Origin of the sequence: Corynebacterium sp., assembly GCF_030535495.1 — a bacterium.
In the GTDB taxonomy this organism is placed as follows: domain Bacteria; phylum Actinomycetota; class Actinomycetes; order Mycobacteriales; family Mycobacteriaceae; genus Corynebacterium.
In genome coordinates, this window is the sequence record NZ_JAUNRW010000002.1 from 22,420 (window position 1) to 36,067 (window position 13,648).

The 13,648-nt window shown below is 68.1% G+C and carries 13 protein-coding genes; 9 read left to right on the plus strand and 4 right to left on the minus strand.

The features are described from left to right. Positions 1 to 56: 56 nt before the first annotated feature. On the plus strand, positions 57 to 566 hold the full coding sequence (locus Q4F73_RS00540; RefSeq protein WP_303357393.1) for a polyadenylate-specific 3'-exoribonuclease AS: 510 nt from the start codon (positions 57 to 59) through the stop codon (positions 564 to 566). Between the two features lie 58 nt (positions 567 to 624). After that, positions 625 to 2,013, plus strand: coding sequence for a class II 3-deoxy-7-phosphoheptulonate synthase (locus tag Q4F73_RS00545; RefSeq protein ID WP_303357394.1), 1,389 nt, complete (start codon positions 625 to 627; stop codon positions 2,011 to 2,013). A 51-nt stretch (positions 2,014 to 2,064) separates the two neighbouring features. On the opposite strand, the gene pknB is transcribed toward Q4F73_RS00545, so the two are convergent. After that, a complete protein-coding gene (gene pknB, locus Q4F73_RS00550; protein WP_303357395.1) occupies positions 2,065 to 4,182 on the minus strand; it encodes a Stk1 family PASTA domain-containing Ser/Thr kinase in 2,118 nt (705 codons plus the stop codon). Between the two features lie 55 nt (positions 4,183 to 4,237). On the opposite strand from pknB, the gene Q4F73_RS00555 reads away from it, so the two are divergent. Continuing rightward, entirely contained in the window at positions 4,238 to 4,609 is a 372-nt protein-coding gene (locus Q4F73_RS00555; protein WP_368660506.1) for an Rv2175c family DNA-binding protein, read from the plus strand. Here the strand turns inward: Q4F73_RS00555 and Q4F73_RS00560 are convergent. From Q4F73_RS00560 to Q4F73_RS00570, 3 genes are read right to left on the minus strand one after another with little or no spacing between them, the layout of a single operon-like run. Next, positions 4,512 to 6,029 (minus strand): alpha-(1->6)-mannopyranosyltransferase A, encoded by a 1,518-nt coding sequence (locus Q4F73_RS00560; RefSeq protein WP_303357396.1) that lies wholly within the window; start codon positions 6,027 to 6,029, stop codon positions 4,512 to 4,514. The two genes, Q4F73_RS00555 and Q4F73_RS00560, sit on opposite strands and share 98 nt — an antisense overlap. Then, a complete protein-coding gene (locus Q4F73_RS00565; protein WP_303357397.1) occupies positions 6,029 to 7,126 on the minus strand; it encodes a polyprenyl synthetase family protein in 1,098 nt (365 codons plus the stop codon). The genes Q4F73_RS00560 and Q4F73_RS00565 overlap by 1 nt, the downstream gene beginning before the upstream one ends. Positions 7,127 to 7,184: 58 nt before the next feature. Beyond that, on the minus strand, positions 7,185 to 7,781 hold the full coding sequence (locus Q4F73_RS00570) for a GNAT family N-acetyltransferase (RefSeq protein WP_303357398.1): 597 nt from the start codon (positions 7,779 to 7,781) through the stop codon (positions 7,185 to 7,187). 210 nt (positions 7,782 to 7,991) lie between these two features. Between Q4F73_RS00570 and Q4F73_RS00575 the strand changes: the two genes are divergently transcribed. From Q4F73_RS00575 to Q4F73_RS00600, 6 genes are all read left to right on the plus strand, one after another. Then, on the plus strand, positions 7,992 to 8,417 hold the full coding sequence (locus tag Q4F73_RS00575; RefSeq protein WP_303357399.1) for an SAV_6107 family HEPN domain-containing protein: 426 nt from the start codon (positions 7,992 to 7,994) through the stop codon (positions 8,415 to 8,417). A gap of 99 nt (positions 8,418 to 8,516) precedes the next feature. Continuing rightward, entirely contained in the window at positions 8,517 to 8,912 is a 396-nt protein-coding gene (locus Q4F73_RS00580) for a DUF3040 domain-containing protein (protein ID WP_303357400.1), read from the plus strand. Between the two features lie 342 nt (positions 8,913 to 9,254). Next, positions 9,255 to 9,689: a division/cell wall cluster transcriptional repressor MraZ gene (gene mraZ, locus Q4F73_RS00585; protein WP_303357401.1), complete on the plus strand. Its 435-nt coding sequence runs from the start codon at positions 9,255 to 9,257 to the stop codon at positions 9,687 to 9,689. 164 nt (positions 9,690 to 9,853) lie between these two features. Continuing rightward, positions 9,854 to 10,873 (plus strand): 16S rRNA (cytosine(1402)-N(4))-methyltransferase RsmH, encoded by a 1,020-nt coding sequence (gene rsmH, locus Q4F73_RS00590; protein WP_303357402.1) that lies wholly within the window; start codon positions 9,854 to 9,856, stop codon positions 10,871 to 10,873. Continuing rightward, positions 10,870 to 11,616: a hypothetical protein gene (locus tag Q4F73_RS00595; protein ID WP_303357403.1), complete on the plus strand. Its 747-nt coding sequence runs from the start codon at positions 10,870 to 10,872 to the stop codon at positions 11,614 to 11,616. Before rsmH ends, Q4F73_RS00595 begins: the two co-directional genes overlap by 4 nt. 148 nt (positions 11,617 to 11,764) lie before the next feature. After that, entirely contained in the window at positions 11,765 to 13,624 is a 1,860-nt protein-coding gene (locus Q4F73_RS00600; RefSeq protein WP_303357434.1) for a penicillin-binding protein 2, read from the plus strand. The last annotated feature ends 24 nt before the right edge of the window (positions 13,625 to 13,648 follow it).

Here is a 13,648-nt window from a genome sequence, read left to right on the forward strand (position 1 = left end):
GGCGTCGTTTCACCCGGTCATCGGTGGCAGGAGGCGCACAGGTTAGGCTGGGGGACGTGCGCTACTTCTACGACACCGAGTTCATCGAGGACGGCCGGACCATCGAGCTCGTCTCGATCGGCATCGTCGCCGAGGACGGTCGCGAGTACTACGCCGTCTCCACGGACTTCGACTCCTCCCGCGCGAACGCCTGGGTCCGGGACAATGTCCTGGACAAGCTGCCCAACCCCGGGGCGCCGGTGTGGCGTTCCAAGGAGACCATCCGCACCGACATCCTCTCCTTCCTCACCGCCGGTCGGGAGGACGTCGAACTGTGGGCCTGGGTCGGCGCCTATGACCACGTGGTCCTCGCCCAGTTGTGGGGGGACATGGCCGGTCTGCCGCGCGCTCTGCCGCGCTACACCCGCGAGCTCAAGCAGTACTGGGAGATGGCGGGCAAGCCGCCGCTGCCCAAGAGCCCGGACGCGACGCATGATGCGCTTGTCGACGCCCGCCACAACCTCGAGAAGTTCCGCATCTGCGCCGAGACGCTGCCCCTGGGCCGGGGCAACAGGGCGCTTCGTTAAGCCGACAAAAGCATCCCCGGGGGTCTGGGGACTGGACACCCGTGCTATGAATATGGGTGTGAGTTGGACTGTTGACATCCCTAAAGAGGTTCTCCCCGACCTGCCGCCGCTTCCCCCCGGCCTGCAGGAGCGGTTCGAGGACGTAATTTCCCGCGAGGCCAAGCAGCAGCCCAGCTGGGACCGGAACCAGGCGGAGACCGTCCGCAAGATCCTCGAGTCGGTGCCGCCGACCGTGGTCGCGCCCGAGGTCACCAAGCTGAAGAAGCAGCTGGCCGACGTCGCCCTGGGCAAGGCGTTTCTCATGCAGGGCGGTGACTGCGCCGAGACCTTCGAGTCCAACACCGAGCCGCACATCCGCTCCAACGTCAAGACGCTGCTGCAGATGGCGGTCGTGCTCACCTACGGTGCCTCCACCCCGGTGGTCAAGCTGGCCCGTATCGCCGGCCAGTACGCCAAGCCGCGTTCCCAGGACCTGGATGAAAACGGTCTGCCCAACTACCGCGGTGACATCGTCAACGGTGTCGAGCCCACCCCGGAGGCCCGTCGCCACGACCCGGCCCGCATGATCCGCGCCTACGCGAACTCCTCGGCCGCCATGAACCTGGTGCGCGCCCTGGTCTCCTCCGGCACCGCGGACCTCAACCGGGTGCACGAGTGGAACCGCGAGTTCGTCTCCAACTCCCCGGCGGGCGCCCGCTACGAGGCCCTGGCCGAGGAGATCGAGCGGGGCCTGCGCTTCATGGACGCCTGCGGGGTCCACGATGACTCCCTGCGCACCTCCGACATCTTCTGCTCGCATGAGGCCCTGCTCGTCGACTACGAGCGCGCCATGCTGCGCCTGCACGAGGATGAGGACGGTGAGACCCGCCTCTACGATCTCTCCGCCCACCAGCTGTGGATCGGTGAGCGTACCCGCGGCATCGACGACTTCCACGTCAACTTCGCCGCCCTCATCGCCAACCCCGTCGGTATCAAGATCGGCCCGTCCATTTCCCCGGAGGAGGCCGTCGCCTACGCCGCCAAGCTGGATCCGGAGCGTGAGCCGGGCCGCCTGACCATGGTGGCGCGTATGGGCCACGACAAGGTCCGCACGGTGCTGCCGCCGGTCGTCGAGGCCGTCGAGGCCGCCGGCCACAAGGTCATCTGGCAGTCCGACCCGATGCACGGCAACACCTTCACCGCCTCCAACGGCTACAAGACCCGTCACTTCGACAAGGTCATCGACGAGGTGCAGGGCTTCTTCGAGGTCCACCGTCAGCTGGGCACCCACCCGGGTGGCATCCACATCGAGCTCACGGGTGAGGACGTCACCGAGTGCCTCGGCGGCGCCATGGACATCACCGATGTCGATCTGCCGGGCCGCTACGAGTCCGCCTGTGACCCGCGCCTGAACACCCAGCAGTCCCTCGAGCTGGCCTTCCTGGTTGCGGAGATGCTCCGCAACTAGTCGGTTGCTTATCGACGCCGCGCTTCCCCCCGGGAGCGCGGCGTTCGACGTCTAGAGACTCAGGCGGACAGTGGAGTCGAGGCGGGCGTCGTCACCGGCGTCCGGGCGCTGCCGGGTGACCTGGGCGTTGCCGTCCCCGGAATAGCGGGCGGTCAGGCCGACGGATTCGAGGGTCTCGGTGGCCTGGGCGGCGGTCATACCGACCACGTTCGGGACGGTGACACGGCCGGCGAAGGTGAGGGTGACGTCGGCATCCTCCGGGTCGATGACCTCCCCGGCCGAGGGGCTGGTGCGCACGACGGTGTCGGGACGCACGCCCACGGCGCTGCGGTCACGGCGGGTGTCCTCCACCGTGAAACCGGCGGCGTTGAGGGCGGCGGTGGCCTCGGCCTCGGACATGCCCTCGACATCGGGGACGGTGAGGCCGCTGTTGACCACCAGGGTCACCTCGCTGCCGCGGGTGAGGGTGGTGCCGGGCTCGGGGGAGACGGACAGGACCTGATCGGTGGGCACGTCGGCGTCGTAACGCTTCTCGACGTGCGCGATACGCAGCTCCAGTTCCCCGAGCCGGGTTTCGGCCTCGGAGAGGGGCACACCGACGATGGCGGGTACCTGGATGGGTTCCGGGCCCCGCGACAGGTGCACGGTGACGGTGGAGCCGATGCGCACGGCCTCGCCCACGGCCGGATCGGTCTCGGCGACCCGACCCTCCTCGACATCCGCCGACCAGACCGGATCACCTGTGGTCACCTGCAGGGTGCGTTCGGCGGCGGCCGCCTGGTAGGAGATGACATCCATCCCCTGCGGATCGGGCACGGTGGGACGGCCCTGGGAGACCAGCACGGTGACCTCGTCGCCGCGCACCAGGCGTTCCCCGTCGGCCGGTTCGGTGCCGGCGATGAGATCGGCGGGCACGTCATCGTGGTAGACGATCTCGGTCACGGGACGAAACCCGGCCTCCTCCACGGTGGTGACCGCCGCCGTGCGGTCCATGCCGAGTACCTGCGGGATCTCCCCGTAGCGGCCGGAACCGAACCACCAGGCACCCACGGCGATGGCGGCGGTGAGCAGGGTGATCACCAGCAGCCACACGACCAGGCCCACCTTCGAGCGGTTGCTCACCGGAGCCGGCTGTTCCGGCTCCTCCTCCGGCAGCTGCGCAGGCACTTCGGGAGGGGGCTGCGGGGTCAGGGACTCCTGGACGCGGGTCTCGTGCGGGTTGTCGGGGACGACCTCGGTCACCATGGTCGGCGGCCCCACGAGGTCGGTGATGTCCGTCGGCACCGCTGCCGCACGGGTGGCGGCCGAGTTCTCCGGCACCGGGACGGTGAAGGCGGGCAGCGCCAGCTCTCCGGCCACATCGTCGAGCGCCGCCAGGAACTCGGCGGCGTCCGCGAAGCGGTCACGAGGGTCGCGGGAGGTGGCGGTGGCCACGAGGGCGTCGATAAGCGGCGGAACGCCCGAGATGCGGGCACTCGGCGCGGGGACGTCGTCTTCGAGGCGTCGATAAGCATGGTCCAGCGGGGTGTCGCCCGAAAATGGCGTGGTGCCGGTGAGCAGCTCGAACAGGACGATGCCGGCGGAGTAGACGTCGGAGGCGGGCGTGATGTCGGTGCCGTCGACCTGCTCGGGGGAGAGGTAGGCGGCGGTGCCGACGATCTGGGAACTGGTGGATGCGGCAGCCGCCGCCCGCACCAGCCCGAAATCGGCGAGTTTCACGCGGTGGTCGCCGTTGATGAGGACATTGTCCGGCTTGATGTCCCGGTGGACCAGGCCGCCGGAATGCGCCACGGACAGCCCCGTGAGCACCGCGCGCAGGACCGTGACCGCGGCGTGCGGCGGCATGGGGCCGCGTTCTGCCAGCAACTCGCGCAGCGTGCCACCGGTGATCAGTTCCATGATGAGGAAGAGGTGGTCACCATCCGAACCGAAGTCGTAGACATTGACCAGGTTCGGGTGGTTGAGCTGGGCCATCGCGCGGGCCTCGCGGCGGAAGCGCTGCCGGAACACCGGGTCCGCGATGTACTTCTCGTCGAGGACCTTGGCGGCGACCGCACGCCCCAGACGCAGGTCCACACAGCGCCAGACCATGGACATGCCACCGCGCGCGATCGGGTGATCGATGCGGTAACGGTCCTCGAGGAGGTCTCCCACTGCCAGTTGAGCCATGGATACCAGTATGGTGCACGCGCTGGTGCCCACGCCAACGGATACAGTGGACGCCGTGAAACACAACGAGATCCCCCTGGAGACCCTGCTCGCCGATGAGCCCATGCTCACCCTGCCCGAGACCGCCGAGCGTCTCGGCGTGGTGATCACCCGCGTCCACGATCTGCTGGCGGGCAAGAAGCTCATCGCGCACATCATCGACGGCAAGCGCCACATCCCGGAGGCGCTGTTCCACGAGGGGTCGGACTCGACCGGCAAGTTCGTTCCCGGCCTGATCACCCTCATGGTCGACGGCGGCTACTCGGATGAGGAGATTCTGCGCTACCTGTTCACTGAGGATGAGACGCTGCCGGGACGTCCGGTCGATGCGCTCCACGGTCAGCTGGCCCGTGAGGTGCTGCGCCGGGCGCAGGCGATGGCCCTGTGACATCGTCCCGGAAGGCCCAGTTGGTGAGCAGCCACGCGGCGACGAAGACCCCGGCCATCCACCACGTGTTGTAGAGCTGGTGGTTGCCGCTGCCGGTGAATGCCAGGGTGACCACGATGGACGCGCCCACCGTGAGGCGCAGCACCCACTCCGGCGGGCGGACGGTGCCCACGAGGGAGATCACCGAGGCGTAGTACCAGGGCAGCGTGACCGAGTTGAACACGAACGCCACCTGGTACGCCAGGGCGGTGCCGGCGACGGCGCGGCGGGTGTTCTGGCGGAACAGCCACCACACGAGCACCAGACCAGCGAGCATCAGCATCATGGAGATCTGACGTAGCACGCCCAGGGCGCTGTTGTACTCGAAGCTGGTGTCGAACACCTGCACCACCCACGTGATCCCGCTGGCCAGCAGGGAGGGCAGGGCGAGCGGGTTGATGACCTTGGAGTTGCCCGAGATTTCCGAGAGCCAGCCCCACGAGGACCCCGACGCCCACGTCACGGCCGCGACCACCGCGAGGGTCTCGAGCAGTCCCACGAACCCGGTCACCACGAACGCCAGGAGGCGGTGCATGTGACGGGAATAGTGGTGGGTGGCCATCCAGACGACGAAGGGTAGCGCGATCGCGGCGGTCGCCTTGAGGGAGACGGCCACCGCGATGAGGGCCACCCCCAGCAGGAAGCGCTTGTGCAGGCAGGCCAGCAGACCGACGGAGACGAGCCCCACCATCACCGATTCGTTGTGCATGCCCCCGACCATGTGGAGGATCATCACCGGGTTGGCCACGCCCAGCCACAGGGCCAGTGCCGGATCCCCGCCCAGGGCGCGCGCGATGCGGGGCACCGCCCAGGCGATGGCCACGAATCCGAGCACCGAGATGAGCTTGTACACCAGCACCCCGGCCGTGACGTTGTCGCCGACCAGCCGGGTGACCCCCTCGCCGATCCACAGATGCAGCGGACCATAGGGGGTGGTGGTGTTGCGCCAGTCGTGGGAGACCTCCAGCAGGAACGGCCCCGGGTTCACCGCCGCGCCCTGCGTGTACGGGTCGAAGCCGTCGCGCAGCATCGCACCCTGCATGAGGTAGGAGTAGACATCCCGGGAGAGCATCGGGGCCGCGGGGATGAGAGGCAGAATCCACCACCACAGGGCCCGGTGGACATGGTCCTGCGACCCCGCCTCCCTGCGGAGCACGTGGCGACGACCCAGCACGATCCATCCGACGAGCAGGAAAGCCACCCCGGCCCAGAACACCACATTGGAGATACCCGCGCCGCGCCCGTAGGCGAGGAAGTCCAGGCCGAGCGTCTCCAGGACCCCGCCCCGGTAGCGGATGGCGCCGCCGCCGAAGGAACCCACCAGCAGCAGCAGTGCGCCGACCAGGCCGATCGATCGGGCCGAAGGCAGACGGATGATCATCAGCGGTGGCGGGCCGTGGCGCGGTGCGCGAGATCGGTCAGGGTCTGCGTGACCTCCGGGGAGGTCCCGGCGGCCTCCAGATACGCCAGGCCGGACGCCGTCAGCGCGGTGATGCGTTCCTCGATGGCCTCCACCGCGCCGGTGTCGGCGATGATCTGCGCCAGGCGGGCGATCTGCGCGGGGTCGGAGGTGGCGCCGATGCCGCGGCGCAGTTCGGCGGCGGCGGCCGGGTCGCGTTCGTCAGCACGCTGCAGGGCGGTGGCGAGCAGCACGGTGCGCTTGCCTTCCCGCAGGTCATCGCCGGCCGGCTTGCCGGTGACCGCCGGGTCACCGTACACGCCGAGTTGATCGTCGCGCAGCTGGAAGGCGATCCCGATGTCGCGGCCGTAGCCCCGGAAGGCGTCGATGGTGGCCTGGTCCGCCCCGGCGATGGCGGCGCCGAGGTGGAGGGGGCGTTCGATGGTGTAGGCAGCGGTTTTGAAGCGGTTGACGGAATCCGCCAGCTCGACATTCTCGTCCGCGGTGGCCTCGAGGGAGATATCGAGGAGCTGCCCGCCGATGACCTCGGTGCGCATCGCCCGCCACGGCTCGCGGGCCCGCTGCAGCGCAGCGACCGTGAGGCCGGAATCCTGCAGCATGTCCTCCGCCCAGACCAGGGCCAGGTCGCCGACGAGGATGGCCACGGACTCACCGAAGTGGGCGGAGTCACCCGCCCAGGAATTCTCGCGGTGCTGCTTCTCGACGGCCCGGTGCACCGTCGGACTGCCGCGCCGGGTATCGGAGGCGTCGATGATGTCATCGTGGATGAGGGCGCAGGCCTGGATGAATTCCAGTGAGGCCGCTGCCCGCAGCATGGCTGCCGGATCTTCCCCGGTCTCCAGCCCGCCACCGCCGACGAAACCGGCCCAGGCGTAGAGGGGACGGATCCGCTTGCCGCCGTCGAGAACGAAGGACTCGAGGTGGGACACCGCGGCGGTGACCGGAGCGCCGATGGCGGCGACCTGCGCGCGGCGGGCATTAATGAAGTGGGTCAGCTCCTCCCGGGCGGCGGCGGGAACCCGGTCGAGGGTCAAGGTCTGGGCATCCTGGTGGCTCAACGCGGGTGGTCCTTGCAGTCGGGCGGCGAGTGTACGTCTCCCCACGATACCCAGTCGTCTACCGGGGGTTGTCCACCACGGCAGGCTTCTCCACCATCCCGGGCAGTGGCAACGGAACGGAGAGGACCGCGAACGGGCGCCCGTCGCCGTCGAAGAGGAAGTCCCGCAGCTCATCGCGGAAACCCATGGAGCGGTAGAGGGAGAAGGCGTTGTTCGCTTCGTCATCGACTTCGGGGGTGGACAGCATGGCGTGGGCGGCAGGGGCCAGCCACAGCAACTGGGAGAGCAGCAGGCGTCCGATGCCCCGGCCCTGCTGCCGTGGGTCCACGTGGATCTCCGCCACCTCGAAGTAGTCGCGCATGAGCATGAGCTGGCGGGTGTCGGGCCCGCCGTTCTCGCGGAAGCCGCGTCGGACCTGGCGGTCCCACCACATGTCCCGGGCGCCGAGGTATCCGTAGGCGACGCCCAGGACCGCATCCTCCTCCACGGCGGCCAGGGCCGCGAAACCGGGCTGCATGATCTCCTGGCGCCAGACCGCGATGCGGCCGGCGCGGATACTCGGGTCGTAGCCCATCGCCTCGATGTAGAGGTCGACGAGCTGCGGGGCCAGCACGGCGAATTCGGGGCCGGACAACCGGCGGATCTCCAGGGTCACACCACCACTGAACCAGAATTCCGGTGCCGGGTGGGAGAGGGGGGCGGATGTGTCTCGAACGCATACTGGCATTAGAGAAAGGAAAAGGCAGTTCAGCTGTTGACCGTCTCGAAAGGCTGTTCTATAGTAGGGGTGTGGTGTTCGGGTCCGGTTCTAAGGTGACGGCATCACCGAAACACGGAGAAGAAATAAGGAAAGGAGTTGGTTCCGGTGGCTCAGATCATTTCAGCAACGACGAGGTTTGCCGGGGCAGGTAGCCGCCGGGCCGACTTCATTCTCAAGGCTCGGGCCCTCCTGGTGCAGGCGGTGCAGCACCGGGAGGCGGGCGAGTGGGACCTGGCGTTGGAGATGGCCTTCCAGGCGGCGCTGCGGACGGCGGGTGCGCGCATCTCGGCCTCGGCGGTGGCCCGGCGTCGGCGTCTGCCGACGAGCGCGTGGGAGCAGTTGCAGCTGGTGGATGCGGACGGGCAGCGATGGGCGAGCGAATTCTCGCAGTACTCCCGCCTGCGCTCCCGCGTGGTGGCCGGTCTGGAGCTGTCCGTCGATCACGCGGTGGTGAATCGGATCATGGATCTGGCCGCCGAATTTTTGGCCGAGGTGGAGGGCGAGGCGGGCTGGCTCCCGGCGGCGGCGTAGCCCGAGGTGTGGCGAGGTTGGCATTGGCGGGAACAATCCCGATAGTCTGGGCGTTACTTCAGTAGACAGAGAAAACCCCAGCGATATCCGGGAGGAATAGTGTCGCTTTCAGAGCAGGAGCAGAAGATGCTCCGGGAGATTGAACAGTCTCTCCTTGCTGACGACCCCAAGTTCGGGTCGTCCGTGGCCAGCGACCATGGCTTCGGCGGTGCCGGCGCGCCCGGCTTCACGCTGCGGGGCATCGCTCTCGTGGTGGTCGGTCTGCTTCTGCTGGTGGGAGGTGTCGCGCTGGCGCAGCAGAGCCTGTGGTTCATCGCGCTCAGTGTCGTCGGCTTCCTGGTGATGTTCGGCGCCGGCGTGTGGATGCTGCGTGGCGGTGGCGCCTCGGGTCAGCCGCGTGAACCGCGCAAGCCGCGCACCAACCGTCCCGGAGACACCAACTCGATGGGCGGCCGGATGGAGGAGAACTTCCGCCGCCGCTTCGAGGAGCGCTAACCGCCCCTACCGTGAGCCCGTCGCCCTTGCAGGGTGGCGGGCTTTAGTGATTCTCCACTTTCCCCCACCCGACGGCGCGTCCCGGGTGGGGAAGGTCGTTGTCGGGCCGGTTGCGGTGTGTGGGAGGGCGGACATGACGCGCCCGTACGGGAGCGTCCCCCACCTGATTTTTTGGTGTTGACCTGGGGGAAATCTAAAAGAATCCGGAAAAGCAGGGGTTTGGGGGGTTGTTGGTGGGGCAAAGTGGGGTATTGTGGGGCGCAGCGGTGGATCACTCCATCGTGAGAATTGAATCAGGTCTGACAAGATCCGTGGCGTCGAGACAAGGAAGGTGGCCCCGGGATGTTTCTCGGTACCTACACTCCGAAGCTCGACGACAAGGGTCGGCTGACACTGCCGGCCAAGTTCCGTGACGAACTGGCCGGTGGGTTGATGGTCACGAAGGGGCAGGACCACAGTCTTGCGGTCTATCCCCGGGAGGAGTTCGCCGAACGCGTCCGCAAGGCCGCGGCGGTGTCCCGTACCAACCCTCAGGCACGTGCCTTCATCCGAAACCTGGCTGCCAGTGCGGATGAACAGCGTCCCGACGGGAGCGGTCGCATCACCCTCTCGGCCGGTCACCGCGACTACGCGGGGCTGACCAAGGAGTGTGTGGTCATCGGATCCGTGGATTTTCTCGAGATCTGGGATGCCGAATCCTGGGCCGCTTACCAGCAGGAGACAGAGGCCGCATTCTCCGCGGCCGATGCAGAAGACGTCCTCGGCGGACTGCTCTGACCTTGAGCGACATCAAGGGTGGGGCGGGGTACGTGTACGGACTCTGCCCGAGGTGATGCTCTGGTGTACTTCCCCGACATCAGATGAACACATCGGGCAGGGCCCTGTACGTGCCCCGCAGCCTGGACTGACAGTGACGAAATGACCAGGAAGGGGGCGCGGCCATGAGTGACATGAGCTTCGACATCACCGACAACCACGGCCACGTGCCCGTGCTCCGGGACCGCATGGCTGACCTGCTGGCTCCCGGGGTCGAGGCGCTGGGGGCTGCTGCGGTCATCGTCGACGGCACCCTCGGTGCCGGCGGACACACCGAACATTTCCTGCGCACCTTCCCCGCCGCCCACGTCATCGGCGTCGACCGGGACCCGGCCTCCTTGGCCGAGGCCCGCGCCCGGCTGGCTCCCTTCGGGGAGCGTTTCGTCGGGGTCCAGACCCGTTTCGACGGAATCGGCGAGGCCATCGCGGCCGGGGAGGGCCCGGTCTTCGAGTTGGCACGCACCCACGGTATCGCCGGAGCCCTCTTCGACCTCGGCGTCTCCTCCATGCAACTCGACCAGGTGGAGCGCGGTTTCGCCTACCGCACCGACGCCCCGCTGGACATGCGGATGGACCCCACCACGGGCAGGACCGCGGCCGAGGTGCTCAACACCTACAGCCACGGTGAGCTGGCGCGCATCCTCAAGACCTACGGTGATGAGCGCTTCGCCGGCAAGATCGCCTCTGCGGTCCTGCGGGAAAGGGAGAAGGAACCCTTCACCACCTCCGCCCGCCTGGTGGAACTGCTCTACGCCACGATCCCGGCCGCCACCCGCCGCACCGGCGGGCACCCCGCCAAGCGGACCTTCCAGGCGCTGCGCGTCGAGGTCAACGCCGAGCTGGAGGCGTTGGAGAACGTCCTGCCGATCATCGCCGACCTGCTCGCCGTGGGTGGGCGCGCGGTGTTCATGAGTTACCAGTCCCTGGAGGACCGGATCGTCAAGGCGGCCTTCGCCGAGATGACGGCCTCCACGACCCCGCCCGGCCTGCCCATGGACTTGCCGGGCACAGCCCCCCGATTCACCGCGATTACCCGCGGTGCGGAAAAAGCCACCGCAGCAGAGATTGACGACAACCCGCGCGCGGCCCCGGTGAGGGTCCGCGGCGTCGAGAAGCTTCCCGACCCGTCTGGAGATCGACCGTGACTTCGCCGAACACCAAGGACCGCCGTATGGGTGCCAGCCGCGACTACACCTCCACCGCACTGCTCGACCGCGAACAGCGGACGCGCACCTACGCGCCGCCGGCGCAGACGCCGCTGCCGCAGCGCCGCCGACCGGCCGCCACCCGCCTGGGATCCCGCCAGGTGGTCTCCGTCCGCGGTCGCCGCGTGGCGGAGCTGAAGAAGACCTCGCTGCTGGCGAAGCTCTTCAGCATCTCCATCGTCCTGGCCATCGCCGGAGTGGCGGTGGCGATGTGGCTGGCCGGACTGGCCACCCAGCAGACCTTCCAGATGCAGTTGCTGCAGGCCCAGGACAAGCAGCTGTCCAACCAGCTCGAGACCCTCAACCGTGACCTGGAGAATGTGCGCTCCTCCGCGGAGATCACGCGTCGGGCGGGTGAGCTGGGGATGGTCTCCCCGGTGCAGCCCGGTATCCTCGCGGTGCAGGAAAACGGCGACATCCACGAGGTGCGCCCGGCAGATCCGGCGACGCGCCTTATCATTGACGTCAACGGGGCCCCGGTTCGTCCGGGGCAGGCATCCAGTGATCCGGACGCCATCGATGAGCTGGGTGACAACCTGGAGGCGGTCCCGCAGGGCCACCAGCTCCAGTCCCCGGACGATGTGCTCCCGGATCCGGTGGTCCCGGCCGCTGAGCCGGGCGTGCTGCCCTACGCCCCGAACGTCCCGGAAGCGGACACCGCACAGGAATTCACAGACGACTAGCAAATGAGGACGGCCAGTGACACGACCCGGAGGCGTGCGACGTAGAGCGGGACGAGGCGACTCGTCCCGCCGCTCGTCATCGCGTGCCTATTCCGAAGCCCGGGTGTCCGCCCCGCCCCGTCCCCCGCAGAAGGACCAGAAGTCCCTCATGGTGGGCCGCATGCGCATTGTGCTGGGTATCTTCCTCATCCTCGCCGTCGTCCTCGTCGGACGACTGGCCTGGGTGCAGGTGGTGTGGGGGCCCGATCTGGCCGCGAAGGCCCAGGAGCAGCGCGCCCGCGTCTACGTCGACCCGGCCCGCCGCGGGGAGATCACCGACAAGCGGGGAAACCAGCTGGCCTACACCATGCAGGCCCGCAGCCTCACCGTCTCCCCGCAGCTGCTGCGGCGGGAACTGGCCCAGCAGCAGGATCTGGCGATGCGTATCGACGGCATGTCCCGGTCCGAGATCGACGCCCAGCTCGACGACCGCGTCGAGGACGTCCTGGTGACCATGTCGGAGGAGATCCCCGCCATGATCGAGGATTCCGGCGCGATCACCGGCGAGGTCAAGTCCCAGGACATCCTGGACAAGCTCCAGGCCGAGACCACCTATGAGGTGCTCGTGCGCAACGTCGACCCGGATGTGGCCACCGAGATCGCCTCGACCTTCCACGGGGTGGCGGCCGACCACCAGGACATCCGCCAGTACCCGAACGGTGCGATCGCCGAGAACATCATCGGCAAGGTGTCCATGGACGGACAGGGGCAGTTCGGTTTCGAGGCCTCCGGCGATGCGACGCTGTCGGGCATCAACGGTCGCTCGACGGAGGACGTGTCCACCGACGGGCAGGTCATCCCCGGCACGCTGCGTGACGTGGTCCCACCCGTCGACGGTTCCTCCGTGGAACTGACCCTCGACCTGGACCTGCAGACCTACGTCCAGCAGCTCCTCGAGCAGGCCAAGGCCAACTCCCAGGCCAAGTCCGCCGAGGCGGTCGTCCTCGACGTCGCCACCGGCAAGGTCCTGGCGATGGCGAACACCGACACCATCGACCCCAACGGCAACATCGAACGCCAGCTCGCAGAGGGCAAGGACTTCGAGAACCAGACCATCTCGCACCCCTTCGAACCCGGCTCCGTCGCCAAGGTGATCACCGCCGCCGCCAGCATCGAGGAGGACCTGACGACCCCGGACGAGGTTCACCAGGTGCCGGGATCGATCCACATGGCGGGCGTGACCGTCGCCGATGCCTGGGAGCACGGCGTGGTGCCGTACACCACGACCGGCATCTTCGGTAAGTCCTCCAACGTCGGCACCCTCATGCTCGCCGAGCGCCTCGGGGAGGACCGCTACGCCGACTACCTCGACCGTTTCGGCATCGGGCGCCCCACCGGCATCGAGCTGCCCAACGAGTCCTCCGGACTGCTGCCGGCCCGCGAGCAGTGGTCGGGCGGTACCTTCGCCAACCTGCCCATCGGACAGGGCATGTCGTTCACCACCCTGCAGATGGCCAGCGTCTACCAGGCCCTGGCCAACGACGGCCTGCGCATTGAACCCCGCATCATCGAGACCATCACCAGCCCGGACGGCAAGGAACAGTCCACGGCGGAACCCGCGCGCACCCAGGTGGTCAGCCCGGAGACCGCGGACACGGTGGTGGACATGTTCCGCTCCGTCATGCAGAACGACCCGGGTGGTCTGCAGTCGGGTACCGGCACCAACGGTGCCGTCCCCGGCTACCAGACCTCCGGCAAGACAGGTACCGCCCAGAAGGTCGACCCCAACACCGGTGCCTACTCGAACTCCGACTACTGGATCACCTTCGCGGGTGTCGCCCCGGCAGATGATCCCCGTTTCGTGGTCGCCGTCATGGTCGACCAGCCGCGCGCCGGCGTCGAGCCCGGCGGCGGGGGCGGCCAGTCGTCCGCCCCGCTGTTCCGCGACATCGCCTCATGGCTGCTCAACCGCGACAACATCCCGACCTCGCCGCCCATGGAGGATCTGCTCATCCTCCACGCCCAGTAACGTTCCCCCAGGAGGAGACCCACC